The organism is Paenibacillus sp. V4I9, assembly GCF_030817295.1.
Classification (GTDB): domain Bacteria; phylum Bacillota; class Bacilli; order Paenibacillales; family NBRC-103111; genus Paenibacillus_E.
Map to the genome: position 1 here is coordinate 6,753,495 of NZ_JAUSZE010000001.1, position 15,121 is coordinate 6,768,615.

General features: G+C 47.2%; 17 protein-coding genes. 11 read left to right on the plus strand and 6 right to left on the minus strand.

Features of this window, described 5'->3' with window-relative positions; translation table 11 throughout:
- Positions 1-389: 389 nt before the first annotated feature.
- Complete coding sequence (locus QFZ81_RS30990; protein ID WP_307605745.1) at positions 390-2,066, minus strand: ATP-binding cassette domain-containing protein; 1,677 nt, start codon at positions 2,064-2,066, stop codon at positions 390-392.
- Positions 2,057-2,896 (minus strand): ATP-binding cassette domain-containing protein, encoded by an 840-nt coding sequence (locus tag QFZ81_RS30995; RefSeq protein WP_307605746.1) that lies wholly within the window; start codon positions 2,894-2,896, stop codon positions 2,057-2,059. Before QFZ81_RS30995 ends, QFZ81_RS30990 begins: the two co-directional genes overlap by 10 nt.
- A 118-nt stretch (positions 2,897-3,014) precedes the next feature.
- Here QFZ81_RS30995 and QFZ81_RS31000 point away from each other — a divergent pair, with 118 nt between their 5' ends.
- Complete coding sequence (locus QFZ81_RS31000) at positions 3,015-3,626, plus strand: biotin transporter BioY (RefSeq protein WP_307605747.1); 612 nt, start codon at positions 3,015-3,017, stop codon at positions 3,624-3,626.
- 247 nt (positions 3,627-3,873) lie between these two features.
- Complete coding sequence (locus QFZ81_RS31005) at positions 3,874-4,701, plus strand: S-layer homology domain-containing protein (RefSeq protein WP_307605748.1); 828 nt, start codon at positions 3,874-3,876, stop codon at positions 4,699-4,701.
- On the opposite strand, the gene QFZ81_RS31010 is transcribed toward QFZ81_RS31005, so the two are convergent.
- Positions 4,601-5,074, minus strand: a complete 474-nt coding sequence (locus tag QFZ81_RS31010) for a PDC sensor domain-containing protein (protein ID WP_307605749.1) — start codon at positions 5,072-5,074, stop codon at positions 4,601-4,603. The two genes, QFZ81_RS31005 and QFZ81_RS31010, sit on opposite strands and share 101 nt — an antisense overlap.
- A gap of 232 nt (positions 5,075-5,306) precedes the next feature.
- Between QFZ81_RS31010 and QFZ81_RS31015 the strand changes: the two genes are divergently transcribed.
- From QFZ81_RS31015 to QFZ81_RS31025, 3 genes are all read left to right on the plus strand, one after another.
- A complete protein-coding gene (locus QFZ81_RS31015; RefSeq protein WP_307605750.1) occupies positions 5,307-5,720 on the plus strand; it encodes a MarR family winged helix-turn-helix transcriptional regulator in 414 nt (137 codons plus the stop codon).
- Between the two features lie 111 nt (positions 5,721-5,831).
- The gene (locus tag QFZ81_RS31020) at positions 5,832-6,674 is read left to right on the plus strand and encodes an SDR family oxidoreductase (RefSeq protein WP_307605751.1); all 843 of its coding nucleotides are present in this window, start codon (positions 5,832-5,834) and stop codon (positions 6,672-6,674) included.
- 140 nt (positions 6,675-6,814) lie between these two features.
- Positions 6,815-7,156, plus strand: coding sequence for a YrdB family protein (locus QFZ81_RS31025; RefSeq protein ID WP_307438248.1), 342 nt, complete (start codon positions 6,815-6,817; stop codon positions 7,154-7,156).
- A 7-nt stretch (positions 7,157-7,163) separates the two neighbouring features.
- On the opposite strand, the gene QFZ81_RS31030 is transcribed toward QFZ81_RS31025, so the two are convergent.
- On the minus strand, positions 7,164-7,460 hold the full coding sequence (locus QFZ81_RS31030; RefSeq protein ID WP_307438246.1) for a Rieske (2Fe-2S) protein: 297 nt from the start codon (positions 7,458-7,460) through the stop codon (positions 7,164-7,166).
- Between the two features lie 183 nt (positions 7,461-7,643).
- On the opposite strand from QFZ81_RS31030, the gene QFZ81_RS31035 reads away from it, so the two are divergent.
- From QFZ81_RS31035 to QFZ81_RS31055, 5 genes are all read left to right on the plus strand, one after another.
- Positions 7,644-8,402, plus strand: a complete 759-nt coding sequence (locus tag QFZ81_RS31035) for a hypothetical protein (RefSeq protein ID WP_307438244.1) — start codon at positions 7,644-7,646, stop codon at positions 8,400-8,402.
- A gap of 101 nt (positions 8,403-8,503) precedes the next feature.
- A complete protein-coding gene (locus QFZ81_RS31040; protein ID WP_171645048.1) occupies positions 8,504-9,199 on the plus strand; it encodes a response regulator transcription factor in 696 nt (231 codons plus the stop codon).
- Positions 9,196-10,761 (plus strand): HAMP domain-containing sensor histidine kinase, encoded by a 1,566-nt coding sequence (locus QFZ81_RS31045; RefSeq protein WP_307605752.1) that lies wholly within the window; start codon positions 9,196-9,198, stop codon positions 10,759-10,761. The genes QFZ81_RS31040 and QFZ81_RS31045 overlap by 4 nt, the downstream gene beginning before the upstream one ends.
- A 380-nt stretch (positions 10,762-11,141) precedes the next feature.
- Positions 11,142-11,474, plus strand: a complete 333-nt coding sequence (locus tag QFZ81_RS31050) for a winged helix-turn-helix transcriptional regulator (RefSeq protein ID WP_307605753.1) — start codon at positions 11,142-11,144, stop codon at positions 11,472-11,474.
- 53 nt (positions 11,475-11,527) lie between these two features.
- A complete protein-coding gene (locus QFZ81_RS31055; protein WP_307605754.1) occupies positions 11,528-11,686 on the plus strand; it encodes a hypothetical protein in 159 nt (52 codons plus the stop codon).
- A gap of 321 nt (positions 11,687-12,007) precedes the next feature.
- On the opposite strand, the gene QFZ81_RS31060 is transcribed toward QFZ81_RS31055, so the two are convergent.
- Positions 12,008-12,745 (minus strand): ThuA domain-containing protein, encoded by a 738-nt coding sequence (locus QFZ81_RS31060; protein ID WP_307605755.1) that lies wholly within the window; start codon positions 12,743-12,745, stop codon positions 12,008-12,010.
- A gap of 209 nt (positions 12,746-12,954) precedes the next feature.
- Here QFZ81_RS31060 and QFZ81_RS31065 point away from each other — a divergent pair, with 209 nt between their 5' ends.
- Positions 12,955-13,896, plus strand: coding sequence for a helix-turn-helix domain-containing protein (locus QFZ81_RS31065; RefSeq protein WP_307605756.1), 942 nt, complete (start codon positions 12,955-12,957; stop codon positions 13,894-13,896).
- Between the two features lie 55 nt (positions 13,897-13,951).
- Here QFZ81_RS31065 and QFZ81_RS31070 read toward each other — a convergent pair whose 3' ends face one another.
- A complete protein-coding gene (locus tag QFZ81_RS31070; RefSeq protein ID WP_307605757.1) occupies positions 13,952-14,770 on the minus strand; it encodes an SPL family radical SAM protein in 819 nt (272 codons plus the stop codon).
- Positions 14,771-15,121 lie beyond the last annotated feature (351 nt).

Here is a 15,121-nt window from a genome sequence, read left to right on the forward strand (position 1 = left end):
GGAGAATATGGAGCAGCAAGTGGAGTGAGAAGAGCTAGAGCATAAAGAAGAGCAAGAAGAAGAGCAAGAAGAAGAACAAAAAGAAGAGCATAAAGAACAAGGGGCTCCAAAAAAAGTCAGCTCCCACTTAGTGAATTTCGCAGTCTGCTTGTTTCTTCCATTGGATTAAATCCAGTGGAAGTGGGGATTTGGCGGCCTAAAAGTCAATTCCATTGGATTTTTCCAGTAGAAACACGAATTTCGAAGCCTGAGAGTAGCTTCCATTGGAAAAATCCAATGGAAGTATGAATTTCGTTTTGAATACCGATTCAAATGTCCCTGAAGGTCAATAGGCTTAAAAGAGCTGCCCTTAAGTAGACATTATCTACATTTGGGACAGCCCCCGGAATTTATGATTGCATGTACATCAGTAATGAAAAACAAAAAATGCCCGTGGCAACGAGAATTGTGTCCATACCTCGCCACTGTAAAGTGTTTTTCTTCAGCAGCAGCTGTTTGCTGTCGATTTTTTTCAGTTCCATCGCAATGGTCATTTGCTCAGCCTTATGAAACATAGCGAGCAGCAAGGGGACGACCAACGCCGGGATATCTCGTGAACGAACAGTACCCGGGCGGATTGATGCTTTGCCTCTGGCTCTTACGATGGCTGAGAACCGCTGCCACTCCCGCAGGATGAGCGGAATGAAGCGGAAAATCAAGGAAACGGCCAAAGAAAACGATTCAACCGGCAGCTTAACTTTGTGGAAATATTTCAAGGCCCAATTGAGCCCTTCCACGAGCTGACCATAAGGCGTCGTGACGGCTAGCCAATAGCCTGCCATAAGGACGAGAAACAACCGTGTTAACGTGAGTGCCGTGCTCCAGCCACGCTCCGCCGAGAAACCAAGCGGAAACTGCCCTTCAGCGGTTGACCACTCCAGCCCTGCCAGAAGGATCGAAATGAACATGAAGATCAGGAATGGCAGACCGATCTTCATGCTGCAGCGAAGGACGGATCGCGGGAGGCCGAGAAACGCGAGGCTGAGGAGCAGCATGGATGCCGCGAGGCCGCTCCACTGCTGCTGCTGCATCGTCCCGATGACGAGCAGCAGGTAGAGCAGCCACTTCGCGCGCGGGTCCAGCCGCAGCCACACGGCCTGCGGCGGCTTCGAGGCCTCGCCAGCAGCTTCGCGCCTGGCCTGCGGGCTCGGCGCTGCCGCTTGCGGCGCCGGCCTAGGGCTGGCGCTGGCGCATCCGCGCAGCGCCTCTGCGATCGCCGGCGCGGCAAGCTCCGGCGTAAGCCGGTCCGGCGCGATGGTGATGCCATAGCGCGCCAGCTCTTTAGCGGCCTCCACGCAGCTCGGGAGGCCGACCCCCGCGCGTGTCAGCACCTCCGGCGCGCGGCAAAGCTCTTCCGGCGTGCCGTCGAAGACGAGCGCGCCGCGGTCTAGAACGAGGACACGGTCCGCTAGCGGAAAGAACGTGTCCAGGTCGTGCGTGGCGATGACGAAGCCGCCACGTTCGCGCACGCGAATGACGCGCAGCAATTCGCGGACGGCTGCCGCCTCTAAGCCGGCAGTTGGCTCATCCATGAGGAGCCAATCCGGCGCAGTGGCGAACGTTGTGGCCAGAGCGAGCCGGCGCTGCTCGCCGCCGCTCAGCGAGAAAGGCGACCGATCCATGGCGATGACGCCACTTGGATCGAGGTCAGCGCAAGCGGCGCGAATGCGGCGCTCGCGTTCGTCCGCCCCGAGCCGGTAAGGACGCAAGGAGTACGCGAATTCCTGGCGTACACTGCGCGCGAACAGCTGCTGCTCGGGGAATTGAAATATCAGACCTAAACGAAGGAGATGGGCTTGGTCTACTTTCCGTTTGTGCCACAATGGCTGCTCATCAAGGGTAATCGTTCCTAAGGTTGGTTCCAGAATACCGGCCATGACCTGCAGCAGTGTTGATTTCCCAGAACCCGTATGACCAATCAACAAGGTCAGCGATCCTTCCGACAAGTTGAAGTTGATATCTTTCAGCAGTTGATTGTTAGGATCATCCGGAGCATCTACCCGAATGTCCTGCAGAACTATGGGCATAAGGTTGCCACCGCCTTAGCCAGCTCTTCCATATCTAGCGGGAGGAGGTCAAGCTGACAACCTTGCTGCAGAAGACCAATGGCTGTCTTGACCACAAAAGGCGGATCAAACCCTAATTCCATACAGGGTGTCATGACCGATAATTCTCCCCCTTCCCCATAAAAAAACACTCTCGGCTCCCCATCAAAGGTTATCCGTCCCTCTCCGAAACCAACGACACGGGTGGCATCCGCCAATTCTTCCAAACGATGGGTAATCCACACAATCGTCGTCCCACGCTTATTCGCTTCACGTACCGCTTGGCGTACTTCCTTCCTTGCCGCAGGGTCCAGCATCGCGGTCGGCTCATCTAATACAAGAATCTTTGGTTGAGCAGCAAGCGCTGCTGCAAGATTCACCAACTGCTTTTGCCCACCGGATAACGTGTTAAGCGCCCGCTCGATCGGGATCGTCAATCCAACGGCAGATAAGGTTTCAAAGTACCACTCTTTACGTGCTTCTGTGCTTAAATTCTGCCCATTCGGCAGGTAGTCCAGCTCTTCCTGAATCGTATCTCCAACAAACTGGGCATCTGGTATTTGCAGCACACCTCGGGTTAGCCTATGCTGGTCTTGTTTATGAACGAACTGCCCACTTGAGAGCGGACTTAAGCCCAGTAATACGCTGGCTAGTGTGCTTTTTCCGCTGCCATTGGGTCCTATGACGACAATCCACTCACCCTGACGAATATCCATGGAGATATCTGACCATACTTGCCTTCCTTCTCCCGATTCTGTTCGATAGATAACGGAGGCTTTCTCCAAAGAAGCTAAAATCTCTCTCTTTGTCATATGTAAAATGTTCCTTTCACTTTCACAAAAGATGTGCTATCATCTGAATTGTTAACCAACGTCGATATAATTGGTTGACAATACATTTACAATAACAGAAACAGGAGCGATGAACAATATGAAACTCACTCTCCGCGGCGTTGTTTTTAGCGCACTATTTGCCGCTATTCTCGTTTTATTCAGCTTTGCAAAAATTTCTCTTCCTTTGACACCTGTACCTATTACATTGCAAACACTAGCGGTTATGCTTGCTGGCGGATTACTAGGAGCTCGCTATGGATTCCTAAGCATGGCACTCGTTGTCGTCCTCACAGCCATTGGCTTTCCCCTGCTTCACGGGAATGGCGGTTTAGGTGTCGTCCTCGGACCTACTGGCGGCTTCATTATGATTTGGCCTATTTCGGCTATGCTTATCGGTCTTATTTTACCTCGTATTCGTGTGAATGGCATTATGGGTTACATCGCCGCCTTCTTAGTCCTTGAAGTATTCGGCTCTCTCATTCTGTATCTGGCCGGAGTTCCTTGGTTAATGTACAAAGTACCTACCTATACATTCGCCAAAGCCATGACAGCAGCGTGCTATCCATTCTTACTAGGAGATGCCATCAAGGCTGTGGTTGCAGCACTCATCATTGCTCCTATTCGCCAAGTATTCCCCCCGCAAAGACTTACGGGCAACTCTTCACATAGCGTCGTTAAAAGTAATAGTCCTACAGATCTTAGTATTTAAGACTCTGAAAACGAACAACGGCCTTACAGACGTAGAAGATCTGAGCACATACTCAAATCTTTTACAGCTGTAAGGCCGTTTTTTGTATTGCTTTTCGAGTGGGGATATCAGATTTTTACGATTTTGTAATGTGCAGCACGGAATTTTTATTCGATTGTAATGCCCTGACAGGTAAACTAGGTTCTGTAGAGCGACAGCACGATGTAAACAACAGCGCAATCCAAACAATCGAATAGGAGTGTTATATATGAAAAACAGCAAAAAGACATTAGCCGCATTAACGATTACAGCAACCGTAGGTTTATCAGCAATTCTTCCTTTCAATGCACTAGCAGCTAATCCTTTCACGGATTCTGCCAACACAGCTCAAGTTCAAACAGCGATTGAACAATTAGCACAGCAGCAAGTTGTATCCGGATATGAGAATAACACCTTCGAACCGAATCAGACTGTGACTCGCGCAGAGGTTGCCAAAATAGTCGCATTAGCGCTTCATGTGAGCATGGACCCAGCCGCAGCCAACCATTTTAACGATGTAATGAAAGGTGATTGGTTCTATTCCTATGCGGTTGCCCTTGAAACTCTTGGTGCAATGAAAGATACTTTCGGACAATTTCGGGGAGGTCAATCCATCTCTTCCGGTCAACTTGCAGACGTGATTGCGAACGTGTTGAAAGTTGATAAAGCAGCGGTTGAAAAGCTGCCAAGCTTTGCATCTATCACAGGAAGTCAAGTGACGCGAGGTCAAGCCGCTCTTCTGATCTTTGAAGCGCAGCAATTAGCGCCTATTCAAGTGACTAAGCTTCTAGCTTTGAATGCCATAACACTGCAAGTTACTTTCTCGGCACCGATTCCGGCAGCTGAATTGGAACTTGATCAAGCGTCCAAAAACTTTGTATTTGACAACGGCCTAGCGATCAATAATGTTCCACGGTTAAAAACAGGTTCCAAATCCACCTACATCGTTCCAGTTCCTACCCAAAAAGCCGGGACAACTTATACGCTGACTTATAAAGGTAAGCCTGCTGGAACTTTTGTGCGGTTTGCACACGTTTGGTGTAGTCCCGTTCCTTGACGTCGGCGCCAATGAGTGTACCATTCGCTGCATTGTGAGTCGCTTTGATGGTTCCATTTTGATCTACGACGTAGATGCCCGTGAAGCCCGCCAAATTTTCTTGCAGCGATTGCAGCTTTAGCGTTAAGCTTTCGCGCGTACGGAAGGTTGCGTCCGATGCCGTAATTGTGGCAGCTAACGTTTCAACCGCATTTCGATGATAGTCTTGGACGGCATCCCCCAGTCGATAGGTTGTCTGCCGCTGATTCTGATTGGACTCCTGCGTAATATGGGTAATTTGAGAAACTTGAAAACTGCCTAGAATTAGAATCGGAATCATCGCCATAATAGCGAAAGTTATGGTCAAATGTGATCGCATAAAATAATGTTTCAAACCATGGTTCCTCCACTCTAGCAACACTATTCTTTGATGTATTCATTAGCTCTATTTTACCATTAGCAAAAATGTAATGAAAATGAAATCTTAAATTCATCTGATTTTAATGAAGTAAGCCTATAATAAAGTTCGACCCCCCTTTAAAATATATACTTAGACCCACGGCCCGTTGCTGTGGGTCATTTTTTTGTTATAATGTATAGAAACTAAACAAAAAGGGCGGCTTCTTATGGAAAATGATCAAGAGTTGATTACAACCAAATTTCGCGAAATTAAAAATGTCATCTCCTCCTATTTGATGCAGGTGCTTCCTCACTTTCAGATTTCACCGATTATGATGTATGTCTTGGAGTTTCTGCGCAAACACCCTGAATGCATCGCTGTGGATATCGCCAATGAATTCGGGCTAACTAGAGGAGCTATCACACAGCTGTTAGATAAATTGGAATTGCAGGGTTTAGTCATTCGCAAGCCGCATCCCACTAGCCGCAGAAGTCAGCTCGTTCAAATGACGGATAAAGGAAATGAACTAATAGTTAGCATCTTAGCTGCGTACAATAAAAAAATCGAACAGCTATTTACCCCCTACTCCAAGGAAGAATTGGCTATTCTCAAACAGCTTTTAGAAAAATTACCGCTATAATCCCAACGTTCCTGTTGGGATTTTTTATTTTCATCTTGACTTATTCGTTTAATAAATATATTGTTTAGTATGTAAACAGTTTAAAACATAAACACACAAGGAGTGTTTTGAATGAATAAAATTATAGCGATTACCGGAGCCTCATCCGGCATAGGATTAGCGACTGCACTGAAATTTTCAGAGATTGGTTGGACGGTTTACGCAGGAACCCGCAACGTAGAACGTGATCAAGAGAAGTACGGACATAAGGCTAATCTTCATTTTATCGAAATGGAAGTCACCAGCCCTGAATCTATGGAAAATGCATTTGCCGTTATCGAAAAGAACCATGGTCACCTTGACGTTTTGTTCTGCAACGCAGGTTTTGGATTTTTAAGAGCCTTGGGGCAAGCGACTATGGAGGAGATTCATAACGTTTTTGATACGAATGTCTACGGGGTCATGCATACGATTCGTGCAGGGCTTCCACTGCTTCGCAAGTCAGATGCTGGGCATCTGGTTGCGACAACGAGTGTTGGCGGCTTGGTCGGTCAACCCTTTAATGAGATTTATTGCGCTGCTAAATTTGCCGTTGAGGGTTTGTTAGAAAGTTTAGCAACCTACTACAAGCCCACATTTAATATCGATGTTACGCTGCTTGAGCCCGGCGCGATTGCAACCAATTTTAACAGCACCGTCCTCGGTCATGTTCAAAAAACAGGCGGCATTCTAGAGGATGAATATAAGCCGATTATCACGCAGTATTTGGACACCTTCGCCAAACGGAATTCGGTGCCTCAAACGTCAGAATCGGTTGCAGAGGTGATGGTTAAATTAGTCACGGAGATGGATCCGAAACCCTTACGCATTCGAACATCGGAGGCTGCGGAAGCTTTCGTCCAATATAAAGTGAGTCAAGATCCCACTGGTCTGGACGGCATGCTCAACACACGTAAGCTGCATTTGAATAGGTAATAATCAAAACAAATACCACTTCGGAACGTAAAGACGTTCTGCAGTGGTATTTTTCAAATCCAAAAAAAGATTGCACAAACTAATATAATTAGTTAAAATATTATCATCATTAGTCTTCCTATGAAAGGGAGTGTTGTCCTATGATGATCATGATGAAAGCCGCCAATTTAGGCTTACGTTTTCTGCTAGAACTTTGCATCCTTGCTTCCCTCAGCTATTGGGGATTTCACGTTGGCAAAGGAGGGCTGCTCAAAGGCGTTTTGGGCATTGGCACTCCGCTGCTTGCAGCCCTCCTATGGGGCGTGTTCGTTTCACCGAAAGCTTCAATAACCGTCTCTCAGCCTCTTCAATTTTTCATCGAACTCGCTATTTTTGCTATTGCCATTATTGCTCTTTACATAACTGGCAAACATTCTCTCGCTATTTGTTTCGCCCTTTTTTACATCCTTCATCGCATACTAATGTTTCTCTGGGAACAATAAATAGCGTTTACATTTGGGCAACGAGCAGCCCATCTTTTACAACAACGGTATACGCGGTTAGACCTTTCGAAGGCACGTTCAGACACACGCCTGTATGAGTATCGAATTCCCAACCATGCAAGGGACACACAAGCTCCCCACTTTCCTCTTCTACCAATCCCCCAGCATGCGGACATTTGCGCGACACTAAACGATAGCTCTCAGGTTCGTCGTTTTTCAAAATCCAATACTTTTGGCTTTCAATCTCAACTTCTGCGGGTAGCTCTGTGAAACGTTGTTCGGGGCCCAGTTCAATTTCTTTCATCCTAATCCTCCTAGCAAAATATTGATTACTTCCGTCTTATTAGTTTATCGCAATCCACATTCTTCTACACATAATTTCCCACAATGTTACGATAGGATGTCCATAATTTTTCGGTACAGTAAGGGTGTAAGGGAAATGAATAACATTCCCTACAAGCTACATATATCGAGAGGAGTTTTCAAAATGAAAACACAATGGAAAAAACGCGCAGCTCAAACTAGCTTGCTAGCCGTAATCGCAACTATCGCATTCGGAGCCGTAAGTGCATCCGCAGCAGACACGAACAAAGAAACGAAAACAATCCAAGGCATTCAAATCTCACAACCTGAAGGCAGCAAACCACTAATGATGTTCCGTACAACTAACGCAAGCTCAGGTTTACTGTTGCAGCCATCGCATGAGCGAAACTACTGGAAGCTGCTTGCCAGTACCTATGCACCAGAAACTTTATCCGATTGGAAGAAAGCGTTGGAAGATCGCAAACAGGTAGAAAATGAGTTTCCAAAACCTGCTTTTACAAAAAAAGTGATCTTTAAGAAAGATGCTGAGACGGGTAAAACAGATGAGAAAGTCCTGACTGAAGACGATGCACTTCAATTAGAAGGGCTCCCAGCTTCCGTTACTGCCGTCCCTGCTATTCCTTCTGTTGCCATCAATTCAGATGGTGTTATAACGCCGCCTACAAAAGATATCATGATCAAACAACTGGTTACCCAAGCACTTCCACTTGAGGGTGCAGTAGCTGGTGATATAATGAAAGCGGAGCTACCCGAATCTTTCAAACGCCAACAGAAATTAACGGAAGCAGTGGAAGCTGATGATACAGCGGCGATTAAAAGCCTATTGCCTGAATTGTTGAAGGATTATGTGAAGCAAACTGAAGAGCTACGCGAGTTAACGAAGAAATTGAAAACAGAAATTCCAGCACCGGCTGAGAAATAAAGATTGTTTAACTATTTGAATCTAGTGGAATCGATCGCATTTTTTGAGCTGATCGGCTCCACTTTTTCCCTATGTAGTCAGGAAAGTAGGAGATTATGCACATGTATCACATCTATCTGGTAGAAGATGAAGAGGATTTAAGAGGCGTCCTGGCAGCATATTTAGAGAAAGAGGGGTGGCAAGTGCGCTCGTTCCCCGACGGAACCTCAGCCCGAGAAGCAATCTCGGAGCGGCCGGACTTGTGGGTCCTCGATATTATGCTGCCCGGCGTGGATGGTTATCAATTGATGCGGGAAATCAAGGCGGATCAACCGATGCAGCCTGTTATCTTTATTTCCGCGCGGGATGCAGATATAGATCGGATTATTGGACTGGAGCTAGGCAGTGATGATTATCTGGCCAAGCCTTTTTTACCGCGGGAACTCGTGATCCGCACACGTAAATTACTTGAACGTGTCTATGGGGAACGACTCGGCGGATCTCTGGCAGCCGCTCAAGAACGCCGCGTGAAACTGACAGTAGGACCCTATCTGATCGATGAGCAAGGCCGCATCGTGACCGACGCCGATGGAACGAACCCGGAGCTTACGTCGAAGGAATTCGAACTGCTGCTTTACCTGGTGAATCACCATGGACAGGTGCTTGAACGTCAGCAGGTGCTTACTGCTGTCTGGGGCATCGATTACTTCGGTACGGATCGCGTCGTCGACGATTTGGTGCGAAGATTACGCCGTAAGCTGCCGGAATTGCGACTTGAAACCGTGTATGGTTACGGATATAGGATGGTGAAAGCATGAGAATGCGTCTGGGAAATTGGCCTCTTGCGGTCAAGCTATGGGGGGCGTTCGCCTCTTTGACACTTTTGATTTTCACACTGCTCGCTATCCTGCTTCCTTGGACATTGAAGGGATTTTTCACTGAGCAGCTGTATGATATTTTACTCGATACACAGAGCGGTCTTCGGGTGGAAAGCAGCAAAGCGGCGACTTTTGCAATCCCCGCGGAGCCAACCATTCAACTCCCGGTTCCCAGCTTTGTACAGGGCATACCTATGGACAAGCGCATTTTGGTCGTATCGAAAATGGACCTCAATGAAGTAAACAACATCCTCCCTAATTCAACTATGGGGACACGGGCAACCGCGACTCTTCAAGAGACATTTAGCGGACCAGCCATTCAGCATTTCATGATAAGTGGTACAGCCAGCAATCAAACATGGGCTACGAGCGCTGCCATTAGCGAGCCTTTCATGCAGGCTATGGAGCATGATGCCTTTGCACAACAGCTGCCTGTAGAAAAATATACGCGGAATATCGAGAACAAAAGTATCTTCTATGTGATTCGCAAAGAAGGTGATCTAGCTAAGCCCAACTTCATCGTCTCGTATGCTTGGGGAAACTATCGCAACGATCTCGTGATGACGATGTTTGGCCGGCTCATGCTGCTGATGGTAGGACTTATTGTCATCAGCTGGCTCCCCTGTCTGGGAATAGCTCGCTATTTCACACGTCCACTCGTTCAGATGGAGCGCCATGTCGGGCGGATGGCCGAACGTGACTGGCACGAGCCTATCACAACAAGACGTAAGGATGAAATTGGCCGGCTAGCCAAAGCGATTGAATCCATGCGGCAGCGGTTAGTGCGCCAGGATCGGGCGCAGCAGTTCTTCCTGCAGCATACGTCTCACGAGTTAAAAACACCTGTAATGGTAATTCGCAGCTATGCGCAATCCATACAAGACGGCGTTTATCCGAAGGGAACCCTCAATGAAAGCGTTGGCGTTATTATGAAAGAAGGCGAGCGGATGGAGAAGCGGATTCGCGACCTGCTGCTGCTGAATAAGCTGAACTATTTGACGGCCAGAGAGAAGCCCTTTCAGCCTTTTGAGATCAATGCTGTCATTGAGGATGTGGTTGAGCGGCTGCGGTATCGTCGTCCTGAAATCAAGTGGGAGATGGATCTCACTCCTCATACCACACTAATTGGTGATCAGGAACAGTGGAAAATAGCCTTGGAAAATATGCTCGACAACCAGCTCCGCTATGCAAAAAGCTGCATTCGCATCCTGGTCAAATCTCAGACACTCGACAATGCGAATGCGATAAAAGGGCAACCCTCTTTATCTGAGTTTTGTATAAGTAATGATGGCCCGCTTCTTGATCAAGCCATCGCGGACAGTCTCTTTGAGCCCTTCCGCTCCGGCGGTGATGGCCAATTCGGACTTGGCCTCGCCATCGTGAAACAAATTATGGATCATCATGGCATGACCGTTCGCGCGGCAAACCAGAGAGATGGCGTATCCTTTTATATCGAGCCAGGAAAGCATGAGAATAAGTCGACCGTTCCCAAAGTTTCATAAGGACGAAAAAGCACAAGCAACAGGGAACCGATTCCTGGCCGCTTGTGCTTTTTTCCTTTGTTCCAACGGAAGCTCATTTAAGTAGCACGATTATGATTATTTTACGACGGCAACTAGAACCATCAGTCCACCAATCCATGGTGTATGCAAAAGTCCAAAGAGTCGACAACCACACCGCCGATTATAGAATGATTGGCTCATAATATCCTCCTAGTTTATAATTGAAGTGAACGGCCGTACACTTTAACATTTCGGCTCTGAGTGCTATTATATTTGTATACGAACTTTTTGATTAGTACGCACTTTGAAGTAGTATAGATACATTTAAGGTATATAGGTACTATAAAGTACCCTTATTTTTCAAAAGGAGGTTTACATCTATGGCCTATAATATTCCAGTTGAAGCTACACTTGATGTGATCGGTGGTAAATGGAAGGTCGTCATCTTGTGTCATTTGGACAAAGGGGACAAACGAACAAGCGAGTTAAAAAGGTTAATGCCCGAAATTACCCAGAAGATGCTTACGCAACAATTACGCGAGTTGGAACAAGACGGAATGGTGAAAAGAACAAGTTATGATCAAGTGCCACCGAAAGTGGTCTACTCCTTAACCGATTATGGTTGGTCATTCAAACCCATTCTGGATGCCATGTGTACCTGGGGGGAGCATCATATGAAAGAAAAAGATATGACTCCCATACTAACTCATTAGTTTGATCGTTGAGCTAAGTTGATACAAGTAACTAATCCCAGGAGGTGTTTGCTTTGAAGATCATGATTTCAGCTTCGGAAGCCATAGAAAAAGGGGTCTGGTCAGAGATACTTCGTCTCTTCGGGAGAGATAAAGATGAGGAGATATGGCCTCAAGAGGAGTTTATTTTAACTGAGGAGCAGGCGCTAAAGCTGAATCTTATAAAGAAATAAGCAAAACAAAAGAAGACCATCCAGGAGGGTGGTCTTCTTTCTAGTGCTTCTAGAGTGAGCAGCCTCTTCACGGAAATATGCAGCCTTCTACCAAAGGTAGACTCCTTTATACGAACCTAGATCCGCTATTTATGAAAAATAGCCACTAATTCAATTTTTAACACATTTCTTCCACTTTGGCGGATCGTCGTTCCGTTAAGAGCAACTCTGCCAAAAAAAGGACCTCCTCCTAATGGCGGAAATCCTCATGGATACGTGTAACAACTATCGCAAAGCAAAAAAATGCCCCCGATCACCGGAAGCATTCCTATCACATCACAATTAAGCTTTAGCCTTTGCTTTAATCTCTTCAAGCGGCTTGTGGTTACCGTATTTCGGATACTCACGTGTGGATGGAGCCGCCCAGTGAACCGCATTGCTGATAACGCGGCGGATTTGCTCATTATAGTATGTACGGTATGTCTCGTGTCCTGGACGGAAGTAGAAAATTTTCCCGTTGCCACGGTTGAACGTGCAGCCGCTGCGGAAAACTTCGCCGCCTTCGAACCAAGAAACCATGATCAGCTCGTCCGGCTGAGGAATATCAAAGTGCTCACCGTACATTTCCTCTGCTTCAAGATCGATATACTCGCCGATGCCTTCAACGATTGGATGACCCGGAGCAACAACCCAAAGACGTTCCTTCTCATCAGCTTCACGCCATTTGAGGTCACAAGAAGTGCCCATCAGTTTTTTGAACACTTTGGAGAAGTGTCCGGAATGCAGCACGATTAGTCCCATGCCTTGCCATACACGCTTTTGAACGCGGTCTACGATCTCGTCTTGCACTTCGTTATGAGCTTTATGTCCCCACCAAATGAGTACATCAGTGTTATTCAAGACTTCTTCGGACAAGCCGTGTTCAGCATCATCTAATGTTGCATATGTGACATCAACTTCTCCGCTCAAACCTTCACCAATCGCCGTATGGATACCATCTGGATACGCTGCGCGTACGACTTCGTTTTCTTTTTCATGACGGAACTCATTCCAAACCGTTACTCTAAGCTTCTGACTCATCTTCTTATTCCCTCCAAGGTAGCGTATTCATTCATACTTTTGAGTATAGTCACTCCCTCGCCGAAAATAAAGGCAAGATCCTGCCAAATTCTTATTCAATAGTGTCCTTCACCTTCAAACAATGATATACTCAATACTGATAAACCTTACATTTCACCACTTTTTACGTATTCAAAAATGTCTTTCACAGTAGTGAGGTATACATATCCATGGACCCTATTCATAGCTCTAGCACCTTTACCGAGATTGTTAATGAAGAAGTCATTTATCAGAACCCATTGCTCTTTTTGAAAATTTGGGAAATGAGTTCTGACACCCCGCAGTTTGGGCCTCCTACTCCTTGGCGTTGGCATTCACATATGCAAGTTGAATTTCTTGTGGTCATAGAAGGTCAACTCGGCATCCAAACGAAGCACGATTATACGGTGATGGCGCCTGGGGATGTCATGGTCTTGGGCTCTTCCCAGCCGCATCGTACGTATAAATATTCAGCGGACGCCTTGAGACAGATCGTTTTTCAGATTGATCTAAAGCAGCACTTTGACCTTAGTACCATGCCTTACCTGCACTGTTTCTCGGAGCTGACTCATCCGCTTGAGCAATTTAATGAGCTGTTTCAAGGCAATGCAGCCGTCAAACAAGCTGCTTACAACCTAATCATGCAGATTTATGAAGAGTCGCAATCCCGCAAGATGGGGTACGAGTTGGCAATCAGTGCAGCGATCAAAAATCTCTTACTTTTAATGCTGCGCAATGACAAACGGGATTTCTCGGCTCTTGCCGAGGACTCCGGCATTTCTCGCGTGCGTCCGGCGCTAGATTTTATCGACGAGCATCTGAGCGAACGGATTTCGGTCGAAGACATGTGCAGTGTGCTCAATTTGAGCTATCATTACTTTATTAAGTATTTCAAAAAGGTGATGGGGATATCCTTCGTCGATTACGTTAATTACAAGCGGATCAAAAAAGCCGAGCGTCTCCTTCTCACAGGCGACCTCAGCATTATGGATGTAAGCTTTGAAGTAGGCATACTGAATATGGCGCAGTTCTACAAGTTGTTTAAGCGTCATAACCAATGCTCGCCCAAAGAATTTAAACAACGCATGCGCAGTCAATCCGGGTTGACGCCTATGCTTTCGCAAGCAGACTAGCGCATTTGCAAAATAGCCTCCACGGGAAATCCCGCAGGAGGCTTTGTTATATCCATCAAGGCAGGAAACCTTGTTGGCTGACAAACACACGCTCCTGAGGAAAATGCCGCAGGAGCTGTTCGCGTACGCGCTCGTACGCATCCCGACTGTACCAGTCTGGCAGCTCCAGCGCGTCATAGATAGCGCGCACGCCGATGCGTTCCGTGCGCTTGCCCCCACTGCCATCGCCCATGAAGTAATCGTCGATGCACACCCGATCCACGATGCCCGCAAGCAGCTCGGCGAAATGCTCCGAGCTCGGCAGCGCTGGCGCTATCGTGGCCTGCACCGGAATGCCGCGAGCTGCGAGCTCGCGCAGTGCATTTAGCCGCGCCGGAATCGGCGGCGCGGACGGCGTGAACGCTCGGCGTATATCCTCGCGGTCGGTCTCGACCGTCATGCTGACTCTTACACGTTCGCCGAGCAGCTTTAATACATCCGCGTCCCGTGTCACGAGCGGGCTGCGGGTCTGAACGAACAAGAAGTCCGGCGGATTCGCGGACAGCACCTCAAGGAGCGAACGGGTGATTCGCTCCTTATGTTCGATCGGCTGGTAGGGATCCGTTGCCGATGACATGAAGATCGTAACCGGCCCTTTGCTCTTCGCTTTGGCCAGCTCCTTCGCTAGAAGCGCGGCCGCATTTTCTTTTACATCGACCCAACCGCCCCATACATCGCTACGGAATAATGCGACCGGCATCTGCCTCACGTAGCAGTAGGAACAGGCAAAAGCACAGCCGGTGTAAGGGTTTAGCGTGTGTGTGTACCCCTTAAGAAAGCCGCTCGCTTTCGTGAGCAGCTGCTTCACCGTCTTCCGGTTTACGTCAGCCTTCATAGACTCACCTCCATTTTCCCTTTCGGAGAACATATTTGGATATCATAAATATCGTATTAACTAATTTCATCTATTACATTGGATAAAATACAATACTCCAATAGAATCGATTATCAGTAACCCTAAATTAAAAATCTGATCACAATCCTGCTCTAGATTGAGGTGTCTTAAATAAGGATCAATCGTCAACTATGCTTGGTTGAGGTTGCTGAATGAATGAATCCCTATTCGCCCGTTCCTCACGAGCTTAATGACTCTAAAATCAAATTTTGGAGTTTTGAATACCAGTTGTGAGAGACATATTGAATCAATCGACAGTCTCCAAACTCCAATGGATTAGAGTTATATGCA